Genomic DNA, 18,232 nt, shown 5'->3' on the forward strand with positions numbered 1-18,232 from the left:
TGCAGTAAGTAAAGTGCTTTGTGGGTGTACTGAACTTTCATGTGTTATGGTTTAACGCCGAAAGCCCCGCTGGTAAGAAAAGAAAACGCTACGGCGCAGACTCAACTTACCGTTCTGAGGCCGTGAGAAGCCTGCCACAATAAGAGAGCCCACGCCGTAGCGTGGGCATTCTACTTATCATCCCGTGGCTTTGAAATTTCTCACGTTTCAGAACGAGACTTTAAGCGAATGCTTCAAATCATTTATGAAGTATCGCAAACTTAAAAATACAGTACGAATATAATCAAAAAATAAATAAGTGGGGCTAATACCCTACAAATTTTTTAGCCTATTCGTTGATCTTTTCCACTTGATAGCTAGATAATGAATAAAGACCCCAGAAAAGATTATCTATTAAGGTTTGGAGAAAATTTAAAAAGTCTTCGAACATCAAGAGAACTTTCCTTGAGAGCTCTGGCTGCCCTATGCAGTATTGATCATAGCGATATTGCAAAAATGGAAAAAGGTGAAATCAATATTACTGCCCTCACAATATTAGAACTTGCAACAGCATTGGAAGTAAAGCCAAAGAAATTGTTGGATTTTGATTCGTGATTTTTTGTTACTTTAAAAGTGAAATAACAGTTGATGTTACAACCTATAAAAATTACAGAAGAAGAGCTTTCAAAAAATTTTCAGCATTGGGTTGATCAGTTTAACCCAAGAACAGAGCCAAGTACGGAACTTACACAGAATGTTAGCAGGCTTTTTACGACACATACTTTTGGATATACCAAAACTGTTGAAGGAGAAATTTTTTATCCATATAAAAATATCTTTGGAATTGATATCCCTGCTCAGGGTTTGCTTTCGGATATGTATAGAGAAATAAACGGGCTTTTTGAGGAAAAAGAAAAAAGAAGAACCATGACAGCTGCAAGAGCTGTTGGTTTAAATAATTATGTATTTGCCTATTTGAGTATTCATGATCCTTACTATGGAAGACCGGGAATTGAGGACACTGATATGAATCACCGACCCTTCGGAATATTTATCAATAAGGAAATCGACATTTATCCCAATTGTTTACCTTCAAGGAGAGATGTTAACATTTATAATATTTCAGAAACTGTTAAAATCAGAAAAGAGTTTACCCACCCTAAGAAAGTAAAAGATCTTGCAACATATCAAGTGGTAAATGACAATGATCATAAGGGAGACTTTTGGCATTATTATGGTTCCCCAGAGCACTGTCAAAATGAAATATATACAATTGAAGCTTGGAAAAAAAGAATTGAATATCATTATTTTGAGAAAGTTGATCCCGAAAATATTGCTGCAGTTTTGTGGCCGATTTGGATAAAGCATGTAAGAAAACCTGGGGTTATGGATTGGGATGAATCATATTATTTTATACAACAAATAAGTCTTAATTTCCCTAATCTTAAAATCATAACATATCAATGGGACGAAGCCGATCCTGAAATGTGTTTTATAGAGGCATCTTACTTTACGGCAAAGTATTTAATGAAGTACGATACTTTTCCAGAAACGGTTGAAATTGCTAAAACAGAATCGTATGAGTAAGGAAAATATTAATCAAGATTTTTATGTGACTCATTTTATTTATGAACCACCAGCTGATGAAGGTTATATAAGGTTGTCATTTATGACAGCAACTGCGGAAAGCCTCCGAAAAAATATTTTCTATATGGGGTTTTCCAAACACAGGCCATTTGACGTAAAATTTCTCAAAGCAAAAATTGACGCAGGCTCATTAATAAAGTTAAATACTCCCCACAAAATTGTAAAGGAAAAATCCTTATGGATGGACACGATGAAAAATGTGTTCATTGCGGATAAAAGTGACCCTTTTAAAGATGAGGCTTTGCAACAAGTATACAATCCTAATTTTATATCAGAAAGCGTGCTTGCTTCAAGAAATAAAATTAATTACGGCAGACAAAGGGCATCTAGGCGAGCAAGTTTTGTAGAAATTGGAAACATTTATAATAGCACATTTCCAAAAAGTAGAATAAGTGTAGAGAGATACACCAAAATATCAACAAGAGCTGTATCGGGTAAAGGGGAACACAGACAAAATTTTGATAAACTAAAGGATAATAATAAAAAAGGTGGTAATGAAAGAAGAAAGCCAGTTACCTTATAATGACATCTTTTACCCCCTTTTGCTTAGTATACATAAAGCATTAAAATATTGCTATACGGTTAATAAGGAAGGGAAAAAGGAACTTTCGGAAGATGATAAAACGCTAGATGAAATATATTCACCGTTTGAAAAGTGGTTTAGAGCAGGTACTAATAAGCATATAACAAAAGGACTTTCACCAAGCGCAAAAAAAAAATATAATATTTTCCCCCGCTTATCAAAACTAACAATACAAGCTTTTTTTGAATCGCAGAAGATTACAACAACTTCGAAGTTAATTGGATCGGTACTCCCTTCTCCCTTAAAAATATTATATCAAGCTTTAACTGTTTCAGACGAACCTCAAACTTCATCTTATGCTCTGGTACTTTGTAGGAGTATGTTATTTGATTTTTTATTACTACATCCAAACCATGTTGACTTAAATAAATATCCACATCTAAATGCATTTGAAGAAAAAGATATTCTTGAAAGCATTGCTTCTTTTAGAAATTATATAAAAATTCAAGCAAGGTGGCCCGATTATAGAATGACGGGTAGTTTTACAGCAAGAGTTAATTATCTAACAGGGCATTTTTTATCATTAAAAGGGTATGCGTATTTATGGTTTTCAACCGAAAAGGATTTAATTAGTTTTTGCCAAATCGAAAAAAATTCAACTAGTAATATAAAAGCCAAGTATAAAGATCCTTCGTATAGGTTTCGCTTATCTGAGCATTATGAAGACCTTCCGGAACCAGGCGAAATAATTAACTCTCTATTTGGTGTACCCCTTCCTTTCAGAGGCGCAGATACTCTTTTTTTTGGCGGACTCAAAATGACATCAAAGGGAGGATCTGTTGTTAATTTAAGTGGCAAACCAGGAGCCGGAAAAACTTCAATTTGTCTTTCTATCGCAGCATTGCTAGCACCACTAAACACCAAATGCATTTATATTAGTCTCGAAGAAGAGAAGGAAGATCTGTACACAAGATTAATTACTCTAATACCTGAGTATTTAAAGGAATTAAGTATTTACAAAAAACCAAAAGGATTGGATAAAACTGATTGGTTTGTCCCTTATAAGATTAATGAGAACATAGGTTTTGGAGAAATAATCCAGTTTCTTGAATTATTAAATGATGATATTGCGAGTTTAAACAACAACCATGGAGTAAGTTATTCTGATGCAATTCCTGCAGTTTGTCCGTTATTAATTGTCTTGGATAATATAAATGAGTTTGCGTCAGGGTACCAAGATACAAGGGAAGGGTATAAGGAGGTTGAAGACTTTATATCTACATGCAGAAAAATGGGTGCAATTGTAATATTAATTTCTGCAGATGAACTGATACAAAAATTTAATATTGATTATCTTGTTGATATTGCGATAAATATTAAGCAAAGTGGGACTGACAATACTCTCATAAAGCCTATTCGAATATTTCAACTCAATAAAACCAGACATCAAATCTCACGACAAGGTTCGCATATTTTTCACCTTTCAGCACCATCAGGATTTCGTATTTGTCCGCAAATCCCTTCGCAGATGGACAAAAAGGAAAATCTGAAGAGATTACTGCCAGACAAGGATAAATGTATTCACGCTTTAAATTTTATTAATAGAAACTACAATTATTATTTGCAAATATTTCCCAATAGCCAAATACTTATACACGGTGTCGGTAGTTCAGGTAAAGCTGGATTTGCACTTAAACTGCTCCTTTCTCCAGCCATAGATAAACCAGAGAAGCTTGGGAAAAGTAGTTTCCTTTCCAGTAATAAAGGCTCACAATTTTATAATCAAATATATAGTCAACAAATAAGTCTGAGTGATTTCGGAAGCTCAGAATACCAAACAAAGGTTTTAATAGTTTCGTTTCTTTATCCAGAAGATTACTATCAAAGTTTGGTAACTGAAAAAGTATTCTCTGATATCAGAAAGTCGTATAGTGGGATTAAAAAACCCAAAATTAAAATTTTACCCTTTTATCCAGGCTATTTAGCAGTAGAGGATTTTATAAACAAAATAGTGAGACATTTAGACGAAGCTATTTTAGAGGGTGAGCCATATAGTGGAATACTATTGGATGGATTGCATAATGTTTTTCTCCAATTTAAAAACCTGCAAGAAAATGATATGGTTTGGCCTCTTCTTTATGGGATTTTATCGAGGTATAAATTGACTGTAGTTACCACATTCACAAATTTTTCGGTAAATAATCATAACGATTCAACTACAGAGTTTACGAATATCAAGGATGATCAAAAAATCATGCTAAAGGGCCAAGCACCATTCTTACATAGTCTAGTTAAAGCCTCGGACTTTTATTTAACCTTAGATGAGAAGCACGATTTAAATAATGCAAGTCGTTACATCATTTCTGTAAGAAGTTCCATTGATCAAAAGCCTCCAATGGAACTTTTAGAATGGGATAGACAAAATTTGAGAATCATTAATAAGGGAACTATAGACTCACTTGGAATTAAAAAAGTATAACAAAGGTGGTTATAAGATGAGTTTGTTAGGATAATTAAAATCAGAAAGCCATTTTTCTAATGCACTAAATTTTGCTTGTACCTCTACGGAATCAAGTACAACGCCGTCACGGACTTGTTTTATAAATGTATAGTAATCTTTAGGTGTACTATGTTTGTTTTCTTTTATCCACTCTATCATTCTGGTTGCTCGTAACTCAATTGCGTTTTCACTTTCTTGTACGTCTTGGGTTTGCAGGAGTTCTGGAATATATCTTGCTGTTAGATCAAGGGCCTCGTTAAGTATTGGGACGTTTAGTTTGCCATTGCTCAATAAATCAGATATTGCAGCTATATGAGATGGGTTTAATTTTTCGTCTACAAGATTCCAGTTAAGGATATCCTGCCAAATGAGTTTTGAAATATTTGAAAGGGAAGACCTGCTGATCTCAGCTATTGTTGCGTCAATAACCTCTTTTCCTTTTGCCATTCGTTTCGGTGGGTTTTCAAGATCAATTAAATCTTGATTAATTGAGGTTATATCAGGAGAAAACCCACTTTGCCTAATTGCAAGCCAACAAGCAGAGTCTTTCGCAAATTGCCCATATAACGAACCCGGTGATTTTTCTTTTATTAATGCTTCTATCTTGTATAGTAAATCTTTTATAAGGGTACGCATTTCTTCAGAAACTTCCTGATGTTGCCAGATGCGATACCAGTTTATAGGATTCTGCTTTAAATAATAATTTAAATAGGCAAGTGTATAAGGCACTGTAACATATCTTAGGTCACCAATCGCATTAGGAGCACGACCATATTCGTTTTCTGTCGTACGAAACAGAATTGCTTTTGCTATTGCATCTTCAAACCATATACTATCGGGTAAACCTTTAGGCAGATTATATTTAATGAATGCGTCGTGATTTTTTTGACTACCCTGTACGACACTATTTGGACCAACAATAAGATTTGGTTTACCTTCCTTCGTTTTTTCTATAAGAGTAAATGTATTTACATATTTCGCAAGTTCTTCTTTTGTAAAAAGCTGATTCTTAGGATTACGGGCATCAAATGATTTAAGCTTGCTTAATGTATTCCCATCTTTTGCTCTTTGATTTTTATATTGAGCACGACTACGTTCAAAGAACCAGTGCGTTTGTACTGTTTGCCCAGCAACATGAGGTGCGACTATTGCCCTGCTTAGTTTTTCAAGTTCAACATAAAATGGGTTGTTTGCCGTAAGATCACTGAAACTGACCTTGTTCTGAGTGTTTGCATACTCTGCGATACGCTCTACAATTTTTGGATAGTTCTCTTTATTATTGATAATATTTAATTTCATTGGTACTGCAATTCCACTTAAAACGGCCCGGTCTTTACGCCAAGTGTGACAGAGGGACGCAGTAGTTTGACCTCCATTAACTATTTGAAGGTCTTTTATGTAACTTATTATTAAGGCACCATGGCTTCCTCGTTCTAATCTAATTTCCTCAGCCGTTGCTGCGATACCGTTATTGTAGGCAAAAAACATTTCGGGGTTATTGTTAATGGTATGCCTAATGCCTTTATTTATTTTACCAGAAAACTGCAAAAAGGTGCGCACATTTTGTTCCAGTAATTTTTGCCCATGTTCTTCGTATATTTTTGCCAGTAGTATACCGGGTACAATAGCGAGGTAGCTTTGATAAGTGTCGATAATAACCGGTGCTTTAATACAAGGAACTTCATATCCTAGTTTTGAAAAATCAAGTTCTATAGGTAAATGAGGCTTATCTGATATGTTGTATAGATAATTAAGATCTATAACTCTAAAAAAAAAGTTTATTTCACCTCCGGTGCCCCACTCATCACCTTGCTCTATTGCCTCTTTTTTTGGAATAGCGCCATCATAAAAATTGTTCGTTAGAATTATCGCATTGACACGCACAAGGTTTTCCTTTAAGGGTTTACTCTTTTGAAGTGTGTGTGCAAGTTGATATATCTGAGTAGCTGGATCAAGTTCATCTACATATTGTTTGTTAATGGCCTTGTGAAAAAAATTTGAAATCCTTTTAGCTGCTGTATCAATTTCACTTTTTGAAAGTTTTACTGCTTCATTGTTGTTATTGTGAATTGTGATGAAAAGGTCAACAGTTTCATAGTTGTCAGATATAGCGTAGCCGTTAATCATGTGTTGACCGGCTCTAGTAAGGTTGCGTTCATCATAAGCAATTATCACATTAGCTGTTTCACCGGCATCAGCAAGTCTATCAGTTGCAATACGTGTAAATGCCTGCACGGGGGTCCCTCCAACATCTAAGTCTTCATTCATTACAGACATTATATCATCTTGTAAATTCCGAAAAAAACGCTCTATTGGTTTTTCCATATTTATAAATTAAGAGTTGCAAAAAAAACTTCCTCACTCGTTATAAAAGAAGTGCATGCGGATAGTTTTAATGTGTATTTCACTTCATTTATTCCAATCGGAATGTTTTTTAATGTAAGTGAAGGAAACCCATCTTCCACCAAATAGATTTTTTCTTGCCTTATCAGATAGCCACTTTTTTCGTAGAGAAATGACTGATGAAAGAAATAACCTATTGCAGCCAAGCGCAAGTTTAAGAGCTTAAGTGCAGCTGATGAGTTTTTTAAAAGCAATTTTAACTCAATAACTAAGTTGTTGAGGGTAACACCCTTTTCGGCATACTTATCTAGTGTAATATGCCAAAGGAACAGGTGTTTTAATCCGCTTGCATTTAGCTGTGACTCATTAGCAATAATTACAGAATCGTTGCTAGTCGTTGTTTTTACCTCGGCAGCCCATTCATTAGTCTGAAAGTCTTGTTGGAATTTATCAGGACCCTGCCACGCTGTAAGTAACTGCATTGATTTATCAGGAAACTTTTTCAATAGACGAAGTAAAATTACCAACTCTCCAAAAAGACCTTGCTGTTCAGTGGTGCTCATACCAGACTCCGTGTATGTTTCCAGTAATTTTTTCCATGCACTTAAACGGTTAGCAAAGACATTTAAAGATTCTGTTTTGTCGTTTAAGTTAGCTAGTGAAGAAATGCAATCTTCCAATAGGACATCAAATACTTCTGAATAAATTATATCAGTTAAGGAAAGCATTAAAAGAATTCTATCTGGGCTTGCCTTTTCGAATACCCTTTCAAGTTTCATTCCTTTACCCACAAAGGGTTCAATAAAGCTTGAATTGATTCCTGTTGCATCAATTATTAATGCCTTGTTTCGGTTTGGAAAAACCAAGGCAAGATAAACCGCTATTGCAACTGAGGGGTCTACCAAAGTTTTGACAAAGCCAACAGAATGCGACTCTTGTTGATTCAGCGATTGCCATAAATCAGCTATCCGTACTTTCATCTTCATTGTTTTGGTCAAATTCCTCAGGATAATCGTACTCATTTTGGAATTGTTCATTCACAGCATATTCTATTTTCTCATCATGCACGAGTTCTGGAAAACTTAGTGCTATTCCAATAATTGGGAGACTGGCTATTGTTTTTCGAACTCCCTTTTTTTCCGTTTCTAAATCTATGTGATATGGATCCGGATTCATTGGGTATATTATTAGCAAGCCTTCCCTACTTTTTCTTTGTTGTCGTATACGGGGACGAGAAGGTTGAGTGGGTTGTTTCGCTTTCGTTTTTTCTTCTTCTGACTTGCTTTGTAAATCAAATTCAAAATCTGTTATTGTAGCAGAAAGTGCTGAACTTATTTGTTCATCATCAAAGTCAACCATCTCATGACGTTGATCTGTTATGTTTGCCTTAGATACTTGATAGATCCCTTCTTTGTCCGACTGATTTGTACGGTCAGTAAGCCCCACAGATTCGGAAAGTCCTGGGAAGACATATTTTCTATCAGCAGCGGCGGTACTATTATTTACCAATAGAATATTCCAGTTTGTAAGATTTTCTTTGGAAGCCTGTGCTTCAATATAATCACAAATTTTTCGAACATCCATTACTGTTGGATTGATTAAATAGTTTCGTAAAAAAGTTGTAATAACACGAAAGTTATTTAAGCCCCTCCAGAAAAAAAGCTGACTTCGGTTTTCTTTATTTAGAATAGGAGACGTTTTTCCTAGTGATTTAATAAGATTTGAGGTGATGTCAATGTTGTTTTTTACTTTCTTTTCGGATATGTCGAACTCGTAAGTTTGTGCTAAACTGCCTGAATAGCTAAGCAACATTGTTGTATGATAGCGAAACTTGTTTGCAGCCGTAATTTTCAATACTCCGGGGTGTGTACGCACTTTCAGTCCATATTCTTTAGGTGTGCGCCTTAAGTGATACATGTAGTCAAATTCTGCACGCATTTCCTCGCTTGCAATTGTTATGTGGCGATACCATCTAATGAGTTCTCCGGTAGTAAATACTCTGCATAAATCTGAATATCCAGGTCGATAACCAAACCAGCGACCCATTTGCATTAGCGTATCATACATTTTGCTTGCTCTTAAATAATAGCTAATACTTAGACCTTCAAGAGTAAGCCCCCTGCTTAATTTATCACCACCTACTGCTATAATGTTTAAATAGGTGCCTGTTTGCTCCGCTACAAAGTAATCTAATGGCGATATGTTGTGATAGTGCAACCCAGCAATGTTTTTATCACCGTGAACTGCACGGACTTCAATTGGCATTATAGCTGCATGAAGGTTGGCCTCGATTTCACTCCAAGAGATTTGTGTTATGGAAGGATCTTGATATGTGTTGCTTATTGCAAGAATTGTTTGCGAGGTTGGCTCGAATTCCGATATCCACAGTTCTCTTAGTTCAGATAGTAAAGAGCCAGTACGTTGGTCAACTTGTCTTTGATAGAATTTTAATTCTTCATCTACTAATACTGAAATGTGATCCTGCCAACGTATGAATCTAGAAACGTGGACAAGCATGCTATTGTGAGTATTAATTTGCCCTCTTGTACGACGGGCTGTAACAGCTAATAAAAAACATTTTATTGCACGCTTTAAACTATCTGGAAGAGCCTTGGGAAGTGGGCTATGTTTTTTATGTTTATCGGGAACAAAAACTGTATCTGCGTCATCAAAATCAATAACGTTTCTGATTAACGGTAATGGCCTGGGATCTATTTCTTGATTGACAAGACCGTCTTCTAACCCAAATAATTGACAAGGCCCAATATAATTGGAGGGAGCTGGTATGTTGATAATAAAATCTTTCGGGAAAAGATCATCCCCAACTGAAAATGCGAAGTCTTTAATAGAAACATCCAACCCCTTTGAGTTCTGAGCATCCTTTAATGGAATGAAAACATTTGCAAAAGGCGTTGCCGTGTATCCGACATATGCACTTTGTTCGAATAGACTAAGTAAAGCACGTATATAACCATTGATTGCTGAGACTCTTTCTTTACTGACATTAATTGAAGCATTGTCTGCTTCATCATCAATGATTAGTATTGGTAAATTTTGGATTAGAAGCTTACCGTCCGCATTTTTTGTACCCCATTTAGCAAGCCAGAGAATAAGATTTTTTAGTATTGAAGAATTCTTTTTAACTACAGCTACTATCGGATCTGAGCCCCTTAAATTCGTGCTTCCTTGTATTTTAGTTTGATTGAAATCGCCATTAATGTGCCCACTTGTTAAAGCATGAACCGGAAGTTCCTTGATATTACCAGTTATTGGATCAGTAGGATTGAATTTGCTTACGCCTAAAAAATAATGAGATGAATATTGCAGGGATCTTTGTGTGTTATAACCTAAAAACCCTTCATCAATACGAATTTGAGTTTGACTTCGTAAGCTATCATGCATACCAGCAAGTACAATAATCAATTTATAACCTGTATCAGCAGCTTTATTAATTAAACCAATATAATTTCCTGTTTTCCCACTCTGTACCTGACCAACAACCAAACCCCTTTTATCCCAATTGCCTGAAACCGCCGGATTCCCAATTCGATCTAAAATGTCATCAGTAAGATTGTCAAGTTTATTTAAAGTATCACGAGCCATTTTGTGTTGCATAAACGCCTCATACCTTTTCCAGAAGGATAAGTTTATTTGACCTCTTGCTGCCTTAATCCACGGGCTATAGCCTTCCTTCCCATCTAAAATTTTATATCCTTCGGAAAATATTCCAAAAACACTGATAAGGTGTTTTCGCAAGTTTTCTTTTTCGGCTTCATTAAGACTAAAAAGGGAGGAAACTTTGCTTATCACCTCTACAACATCTTGGTCAGTAGGATACAATACACCCTCTAACAAAGTGACACAGATTTTCAGAGCTTGAACATTCATTTTTTGTCAATGTTTTTTATTTCCTCAGGGTAATGATTAAAAGGTTCAAGGAATTCAAGTTTAATTTTAGCTTGATGATCATTGAGCCCACTCTCCAGAAGAGTTTTATAAATCTCTTGCATAACCGTTAGCATTTCATCTCTTTTTCCTTCTTCAAATGGTAATGTTTGGTTGTAACTGTCTTCAGCTTCCTTGATGAATATTGATTTCACTGGTACAGTTTCTTCCAAAAGCCGTAATAATAATTTAATTGCTTTTGAAGGATTGCTATCTGCAATGCGTAAAGTTTCTGATATTATTAGATGTTCACGGTTAATTCGGAAGGTCCATTTTTTTGTACCCGAGTTAGTAAATTCTTTCCAGAGTGGCGTTAATGATAAATTGCCTTTCCCAAGAACAGGTTTGCTTTTTGTTCGATATACATTTACTGCCACAGACCGGACATCGGTTGCATTACTTTTAATACTGTCTTTTAAATGTGAGGGAAGACGAGCGATAGCCTTGCGAATATCAATCTGCCATTCTGTATCGACGTTATTGCTGATATCGATGGAAATTCTAGCAAGTTTATAATGTTCTTCCTTTGCCCACAGACCCAGCCAGCTACCTGATACCAACATCCGATTTTTACGGTAGATATAAAATCCCTGATGATCATTCCAGCCTCTTATACCTGAAGCGGATTGAAATTCTTCAGTTGTAAATGCAGACTTGTGTTTTAGTACATAACCTTTAACTTGAACCTGATTGTTACAATACGATGTTGAGGGAAAATTTTGAACTCTTAATTGTTCCGAAAGAAAGGGATTCCATGGTTTAATTTCTCGATCCTGAAACCAAATTGTTAATTCTTTAGACTCAATGAACCGATGGAATATCATGGAAAGGTGAGCTTTTATCCTTTCTGCAACTATTGTAAATTTTTTTAAAGATGGTTCATCGTTTTTGTAATCTTTGGTGATCCGATCAATAAACTTCCACTCTACAATTGTTCCTTTCTCTTGTTGATTTAACTTTTCAATTAGATTGATACTTGGCTCAATTTTAATTAGGTGCCATAGACCAGATTGACTTACATAATCTAAATCCCACGTCCAATACGATATTTTTTTTTTTGACGACTTAGTTATTACAGTTAGATGTCTGCATTGAGAAAAAGAAGCGGTCTTTAATCCTAATCCAAATCTACCTAAATCATTTTCTTCTCTTTCTGACAATGGATTTTTCGTTCCTGGACGCATAGCTTCAATGAGTTCATCATCATTCATACCAACGCCATTGTCAAGAATATAAAGGGAAGTATCTTTTCCTTTCCAGTTATAGTTAATATGGACTTCACTTGCTCCAGCAGAAATAGAATTGTCGATTAGGTCGGCGATAGCTGTTTCAATGTCGTATCCAATTGCTCTGAACGTTTCAATTAGTGAAGCAGCATTAGGAGTTGCATCAGCGGTTTCTATATTATTAAAGCGGCTTTCAATCATTGATTATAAAAGCATTTTAAGTTGAATAGCTATTGTAAAAGCCATTAGTGGAGGCACGGCATTCCCGGTTTGCTTAAATGCCGCCGTTCTGTTTTTTCCTTCTTTCACTCCTTCAAAATAAAAGTCATCAGGAAATGACTGCAGACGTGCAGCTTCTCTTACGGTTAGAGATCGATTTTGTTTTATATCGGGGTGTATATAGTAATGACCATCCTTAGCAATATGCGCAACGACAGTTTGAGCATGAGGGGCATTTGCATCCACTACTTTAAACCGATCAAAAAAAGAATGTTGATTATTATGTGATTTTAAACGTCCAGGCAATGAGGTATAACTTAGGCGTTCACCCTTCTGTAGCAACTGAACTGCGATGCGGTATATTTCCTTGTCTTGCTCTGTATGTGGCCTCGCCACATGCTGGGTTAAAATATTAATACCGTTTCGGATACCATTCTCATTTAAATAATCTGTAGAGTCGTTTTTGTAAGAGGCATATTTATCAATCCCCTTACCTGCCTGTAGTACAGGTAAATCAGACAATAATTCGTTTACAGTATGTTTTGTTTTGTAGCGCATTGCTTCCAGATCAGGAAGAGTAATATTCAATTCCTTTTTCCAGCCGATTATGATTACCCGCTTTCGATTTTGCAATACTCCAAAGTTGTTTGCTTCCACAGAAAATAACTTCATGTTGTAACCCTTTTTATCAAAAAGCTTTTCCATGTTTTTCAAATAAATTCCAGAGCCCGCAGATTTTAATCCCATTACGTTTTCAAACACAAACATTTTAGGATTGTATTTCTCGAGGTATTTACCATACTGAACGTATAAATAGTTCCGATGATCACCTTTCATCCCGTCTTCACTTCTTGCTCTACCTACTAATGAATAAGCCTGACAAGGAGGTCCGCCAATGATGAGGTCAACCTTTCGTTTTCCTAATTGCCGTTCAATTGCTTTATGAATGCGAGGGTTATTATCTCCGCCGATGGGCAGGTTAATTACGCTACTTAATATTTCATCAGGGATATTTTGATACAATTCTGCCCGTGTTATTTCTCCCTTTAAATAAGCGGTATAAGTTTCGTATTTATTTATTGCTTTTAGGTAATGATATGCCGCCCTTGTTTTTAATGTATAACAAGCAGCTTCATCCATTTCAACATGTGCAATGGGTTCAAACCCTGCACGTATAAACCCTTCTGATAAACCTCCTGCGCCAGCAAAGAGGTCGATAAACGTCAACTTCTTTGCCATTATTTAAATTCTTTGGTATTAAAAAACTCCTTTGGAGTTGTTCCTAATGCATTAATGATTTTCTCTAATGTAGACAGTGATATGTTTTTTCGCCCGTTTTCAATGTGCGTGAGATATGTTCTCTCCATATCAGCTTCATACGAAAATTTTTCCTGCGACAATTCTTTCGCTTTCCTGAGCTGGGTAATCCGTTTGCCAACTTTGATTTTTAAATCCATAATGGTTTCTGGTAATTGGTCTGGTGTTCGCCGCATACATTGGTTAGAGCATAATTTGCCCTATAGCGAATTTATCTTTGTGTCCTATAAAACACCGCATACTATAGGACACATCGTTAATAATGTATAAGCTTTGCTTTCATGAACAATGGTAAGCCATGTGACCTTAAGAATATTTGCTTTTAAGTCACCTATAGTTTTTGTTGGTAGCTATTCAAGAGAGTGTTGTTACAAGGGAGGCTAGTGTTGCTTCGAGCTTTACTGGTTTTAGATCACATTCCCATAGGATAATAATTTTCCATCCATCTCTCTTCAGCAACTTCAATGCGTTTACATCATTCGCAATATTCTTATTGATCTTTTCCTTCCACCACTCAGTTCTTGTTTGCGGAATTTTAAAATACCTGCAGTTAGTATGACCGTGCCAGAAACATCCATGAATAAAGATGACAGTTTTGTATTTGGGTAAAACAAGATCGGGCTTACCGGGAAGTGTTTTGTCGTGGAGTTTGTAACGGAAGCCTTGTGCATGCAGATACTTGCGCACGAGCATTTCAGGCTTTGTGTCTTTGCCTTTGATGCGGCTCATGTTGAAGGAGCGTTGGGCGGAGGTGTGGACGTCGGCCATGGGTATAAAGTTAGGCCACAGATGGACGCAGAAGAACACAGACAGTGCCACGAAGTACACGTATGTGCATGAAAAAGGCCATAGATTAAATCCCGGGGTCTCCTGCGGAAGACCCCGGGCGGACGAACCTGTTGAATCTACCTAAGCAATGTTGTACTACAGGTATTCCTTATTTTTTTGGGACATTATGACCTTCTGTTTCGTTATCTTTTTGGTGACCTTCCATGATTGTCGTTTTAAGTGGAGCATTTTTCCATTAAGATAAAGTTGGGGTTTTTGAGAGCTAAGCTATTTACCGGATGAGGTAAAGAGTTCCGCTGCGTTGCTGTGGTTTTTCTCCTTCCATTTGCCAGCTGCATTTCCAGCTAAACACACCTGAAGGTTGTGGTTGATTACGGTGTACACCATTCCAGCCCTGCGTTAGGGTTGTGGTGCTGAAAATGCGTTCGCCAAAGCGGTTGTAAATGCTGAATTCATATGTGGCAACCCTGCCGAAAAGAAAAGGCTTGATTAGATCGTTGAGCCCGTTGCCATCGGGCGTAAATGCATTGGGCATGTAAAAGCCGGTAAGGCAATCTTTAAGTGCTATTGTTATGGTATCAGTGCCACTGCATCCAAAATTGTCCTGCACTTTAAGCCAGTAAGTGCCGGGTTGGCTGATGGTGACCTGTTTCGTGAAAGCCCCGGTATTCCAGAGGTAGGAGCTATAGCTGCCGGGTGTGGTGAGGTTGAGTGTTCCGTATGAGCAAACAGCAGTATCATTACCAAGGTATGGGATGGGCAGTGGGCGAACAAGCGAAAGTTTGCTGTTACCCATGCCCTTGCAGCCGTTCAGATCGGTTACAACAACACTGTAGGTTCCGGGGTTTGAAATACTGATGCTGCGGGTGGTGGCCCCGGTATTCCATAAATAGGCATTAAAGCTACCTGCATCGAGCAGCTTGGTTTCACCGGCACAGAGTGCTGTATCGGTGCTGAGGAGAACAACAGGGTTAGTAAAGACCTGCAACACTTTTATTGTATCGGTGGAGGCACAGCCATTTGCTGAAACAGCTTTTACAGTATAGGTTCCGGGTGTTTTTAAAACCGTTTTTTGTGTTGTTGCGCCATTGCTCCACAAGTAGCTTGCAAATGCGTTGCCAGCATCGGCCACAGCGCTATCGCCATTACAAAACGATAAGTCGGAGCCTAATTGAAGGGGCGGCGAGGTATTCACTTTTACCCGTATTGTATCGAAGCCAAAGCAGCCGGGTGTTTTTTCTGCCTTTACAAAGTAGCTGGTATCTGCGGCTGGGTTCACGATAATGCGGGCTGTATTGGTCGGGCTGCTGTTGTAAGACGGTCCCCAGCTGTAATTGATAAAACCAGCGGGAGCTGTTAAGTGAAGGGTATCGTTGTTACACTTGGTACGATCGGGGCCAAGTGAAAGTGGTACGGCAGGTGCGGAGCTAATGCGAACAGTATCGGTGAGCAGATTATCGCATGAGTCTTTTACCTGTACCCAATAGGTTCCGGGTTGGGTAGCAGTTAAGGCCGTGTTGGTGGTGCCGTTATTCCACAGGTAGCTTAAAAACCCGTTGCCTGCATTCAGTTGAATGCTGTTGCCTGTACAGAGGCTGGTATCTGCGCCGAGGTTGAGTACCAGGTTTCCTTTAGGCCGTACAACAACTGTGAGGGAATCTTTCACGGGGTTACAGGAGAATTCGAGCAACGCACTGATCGTTATTTTTTGAAAGGAAGTGAATTTCACTTTCAGCGAGGTATCGGTTTGTTGTATTACCTGGCAACCATTTGGTGGGAGTATCCATTTGAGCGGCATTGTACAGGCATTGTTCCGTTTTGCTTTGAACTCAACCGTTTCGTTCAGGCGACAAACTTCTGAAGGTCCATAAAGTTTAATGTATGAACAGGAGTCGATGAAATCGGTGGGGCAGTTAAAGTAGGTTTGCGGGTAGGCATCATTTACATTGAGCTGTTGCGTGCTGAAGGTGCTTACTGCGTTTCCCTCGGTGGTCCAGACAAAGGGTGTATTGGTTGCTGTTACACTATGAATGGTTACGGGAGTTTGATTAATGCGGCAATTTGGATCGGATGGGGTTACAGCGGCCGAATCCATTTTTACAAAGTTGAACTTGTTGGAAATATCTTTGAAATAGTTGGTGCCTGCTCCTGATTCTTTACCTAAGCCAACAAGTGCCTCTTTTCCACCCGTTGCTGCGAAAGCCAGTGGTGAGCCTGCGAAGCGGCTGTATTCTTTTACCCAGCTGACATTGAACGAGGCATCAAATTTCACAAATACGCTATGCGCAAAGGAATAGGGTTGGAGGTTAAGGATTTCCACACCGTGATTGGCAAGGTACCAGTTTCCGCTTGCAAGAGGAAAGAGCAATGTGTTTGCCGTAACCAGCGGAATTGAAGTTGTAGCAACTGTTTTCGCCCACCGGGGGTTGCCGGCAGTATCGGTGTGAATCAACGTATTGTTGGCGTTTTTAATGCCCGTATTGGCGAAGCAGTTTACTATGAGACCATCGTTATACCATTGCAGATCTCTTGGGTTGATATATTGATTGTTGACCAACAGGGTTTTAGTCCAACGTGTTTCGCCTGTAGTATAATTCAGTTTCAGGAGGTTGCCGTAAGGGTCAATGGTACCTGTTGCACCGCCATTTTGAAATAAGGAAACATCACAAAAGAGGTAAACATCGTTGTCTTTGTGCAGCAGGCGGGTGGCCACATAACCGGTGAGCGAACCGCCGGGTTTTTCGAAGAAGCGACTCCATTGAACGCTTCCGTTTGCGTCGCTTTTTATGACTACAATTCCTTTGTTCCATACTTGTCCGCCGACCAGGATGTGGCCGTCGTCGGTTTCCAGAATGGAGGTGAGGGTCATTGCCTGTCCATCTACTCTCAGGGTTCGGCTCCATCGTACATCACCTGTACTGCTGAGGTTGAGCAGGAAGAGTATGTTGTCGGTAAGGCCGGTTATTATAAAACCGCCGTCTTTCAAGGCCAGAGTTTTTTCTACCCTTGTATAATTCTGATTGCGGAGTGTACGGGACCATTCAGCACAACCAGCATCGGCAACTTTGATCACTAAGCCGCTTTCAAAAAAAGAAAAATTACCAAATGGCACATCCCCAACATATCCGCCAACGAGGTAACCGCCGGCTTTTCCATTGGTAATACTTGTGGCAGTATTGTTTAAACCTGGAAGACCATGGTAGGCCTGAATTTTATCCCTGTTGACCGGCTGTACACCCGTGAGTACATACAGTGCAATGGAGGTATCGGTGCAGCTGCCGTTGGCGGCAATGAGTTTGAATTCGTAAACTCCGGCATCATTGAATGCGTAATTGAAAGCTGCCACATCTGAGATATATAAACCATTGATGTACCATTTTTGAGATGTGGCATTGGTGCTGGTACTTTGAAACCAAATGACCCTGTCTGTTGTGAAAACTGAGTCTCTTGTTGCCGGCGTAAATGATGCTGTTACGCCACAATTATTTCCTGCTTTGGTATTAATTGAAAGGACAAGTAAAACAAGGATGAAGGATATGGACAGGGATGAATGGGATTTCATACGTTGCTAAAAATAATACTTGTGTCCTATTTACAGCAATAATTTGATCCTGTGTTTGTGTGACAATGCGGTTTTTTTGTAAATGCGCAGACTTGAACAGTTAAGTGTGATTGTTGGCCAACCGGTGTGTAAGTGGAAACGTCACTATTAATCCAAAAACCCGTTACTACACTTCCGGATGG

General features: G+C 38.2%; 12 protein-coding genes. 4 read left to right on the forward strand and 8 right to left on the reverse strand.

Going from position 1 to position 18,232, the window contains the following annotated elements; genetic code table 11:
* Positions 1–363 precede the first annotated feature (363 nt).
* From WG954_RS05805 to WG954_RS05820, 4 genes are read left to right on the forward strand one after another with little or no spacing between them, the layout of a single operon-like run.
* The gene (locus WG954_RS05805) at positions 364–594 is read left to right on the forward strand and encodes a helix-turn-helix domain-containing protein (RefSeq protein ID WP_340434507.1); all 231 of its coding nucleotides are present in this window, start codon (positions 364–366) and stop codon (positions 592–594) included.
* A gap of 33 nt (positions 595–627) precedes the next feature.
* Positions 628–1,566, forward strand: a complete 939-nt coding sequence (locus WG954_RS05810) for a hypothetical protein (RefSeq protein ID WP_340434509.1) — start codon at positions 628–630, stop codon at positions 1,564–1,566.
* Positions 1,559–2,149, forward strand: coding sequence for a hypothetical protein (locus tag WG954_RS05815; RefSeq protein ID WP_340434511.1), 591 nt, complete (start codon positions 1,559–1,561; stop codon positions 2,147–2,149). Before WG954_RS05810 ends, WG954_RS05815 begins: the two co-directional genes overlap by 8 nt.
* Positions 2,121–4,628: an RAD55 family ATPase gene (locus WG954_RS05820; protein ID WP_340434513.1), complete on the forward strand. Its 2,508-nt coding sequence runs from the start codon at positions 2,121–2,123 to the stop codon at positions 4,626–4,628. The genes WG954_RS05815 and WG954_RS05820 overlap by 29 nt, the downstream gene beginning before the upstream one ends.
* A gap of 9 nt (positions 4,629–4,637) precedes the next feature.
* On the opposite strand, the gene WG954_RS05825 is transcribed toward WG954_RS05820, so the two are convergent.
* The 8 genes from WG954_RS05825 to WG954_RS05860 form a co-directional block, all read right to left on the reverse strand.
* Complete coding sequence (locus tag WG954_RS05825; RefSeq protein WP_340434515.1) at positions 4,638–6,974, reverse strand: AIPR family protein; 2,337 nt, start codon at positions 6,972–6,974, stop codon at positions 4,638–4,640.
* Between the two features lie 2 nt (positions 6,975–6,976).
* Complete coding sequence (locus tag WG954_RS05830; RefSeq protein ID WP_340434517.1) at positions 6,977–7,972, reverse strand: PD-(D/E)XK motif protein; 996 nt, start codon at positions 7,970–7,972, stop codon at positions 6,977–6,979.
* Positions 7,953–10,880, reverse strand: coding sequence for a Z1 domain-containing protein (locus WG954_RS05835; protein ID WP_340434519.1), 2,928 nt, complete (start codon positions 10,878–10,880; stop codon positions 7,953–7,955). The genes WG954_RS05830 and WG954_RS05835 overlap by 20 nt, the downstream gene beginning before the upstream one ends.
* Entirely contained in the window at positions 10,877–12,364 is a 1,488-nt protein-coding gene (locus WG954_RS05840) for an ATP-binding protein (protein WP_340434521.1), read from the reverse strand. Before WG954_RS05840 ends, WG954_RS05835 begins: the two co-directional genes overlap by 4 nt.
* Before the next feature lie 3 nt (positions 12,365–12,367).
* Positions 12,368–13,621: a DNA cytosine methyltransferase gene (locus tag WG954_RS05845; protein WP_340434523.1), complete on the reverse strand. Its 1,254-nt coding sequence runs from the start codon at positions 13,619–13,621 to the stop codon at positions 12,368–12,370.
* Positions 13,621–13,839, reverse strand: coding sequence for a helix-turn-helix domain-containing protein (locus WG954_RS05850; protein ID WP_340434525.1), 219 nt, complete (start codon positions 13,837–13,839; stop codon positions 13,621–13,623). Before WG954_RS05850 ends, WG954_RS05845 begins: the two co-directional genes overlap by 1 nt.
* A gap of 214 nt (positions 13,840–14,053) precedes the next feature.
* Positions 14,054–14,467, reverse strand: coding sequence for a very short patch repair endonuclease (locus tag WG954_RS05855; RefSeq protein WP_340434527.1), 414 nt, complete (start codon positions 14,465–14,467; stop codon positions 14,054–14,056).
* 292 nt (positions 14,468–14,759) lie between these two features.
* Positions 14,760–18,050, reverse strand: a complete 3,291-nt coding sequence (locus WG954_RS05860; RefSeq protein WP_340434529.1) for a T9SS type B sorting domain-containing protein — start codon at positions 18,048–18,050, stop codon at positions 14,760–14,762.
* Between the last annotated feature and the right edge of the window lie 182 nt (positions 18,051–18,232).

Source organism: Lacibacter sp. H375, assembly GCF_037892425.1.
Taxonomy (GTDB): domain Bacteria; phylum Bacteroidota; class Bacteroidia; order Chitinophagales; family Chitinophagaceae; genus Lacibacter.

Coding starts and splice junctions, on each gene's coding strand:
- WG954_RS05850 (WP_340434525.1), bottom strand. CDS start 13,839: ATGGATTTAAAAATCAAAGTTGGCAAACGGATTACCCAGCTCAGGAAA.
- WG954_RS05810 (WP_340434509.1), top strand. CDS start 628: ATGTTACAACCTATAAAAATTACAGAAGAAGAGCTTTCAAAAAATTTT.
- WG954_RS05825 (WP_340434515.1), bottom strand. CDS start 6,974: ATGGAAAAACCAATAGAGCGTTTTTTTCGGAATTTACAAGATGATATA.
- WG954_RS05840 (WP_340434521.1), bottom strand. CDS start 12,364: ATGATTGAAAGCCGCTTTAATAATATAGAAACCGCTGATGCAACTCCT.
- WG954_RS05830 (WP_340434517.1), bottom strand. CDS start 7,972: ATGAAAGTACGGATAGCTGATTTATGGCAATCGCTGAATCAACAAGAG.
- WG954_RS05860 (WP_340434529.1), bottom strand. CDS start 18,050: ATGAAATCCCATTCATCCCTGTCCATATCCTTCATCCTTGTTTTACTT.
- WG954_RS05845 (WP_340434523.1), bottom strand. CDS start 13,621: ATGGCAAAGAAGTTGACGTTTATCGACCTCTTTGCTGGCGCAGGAGGT.
- WG954_RS05815 (WP_340434511.1), top strand. CDS start 1,559: ATGAGTAAGGAAAATATTAATCAAGATTTTTATGTGACTCATTTTATT.
- WG954_RS05835 (WP_340434519.1), bottom strand. CDS start 10,880: ATGAATGTTCAAGCTCTGAAAATCTGTGTCACTTTGTTAGAGGGTGTA.
- WG954_RS05805 (WP_340434507.1), top strand. CDS start 364: ATGAATAAAGACCCCAGAAAAGATTATCTATTAAGGTTTGGAGAAAAT.
- WG954_RS05855 (WP_340434527.1), bottom strand. CDS start 14,467: ATGGCCGACGTCCACACCTCCGCCCAACGCTCCTTCAACATGAGCCGC.
- WG954_RS05820 (WP_340434513.1), top strand. CDS start 2,121: ATGAAAGAAGAAAGCCAGTTACCTTATAATGACATCTTTTACCCCCTT.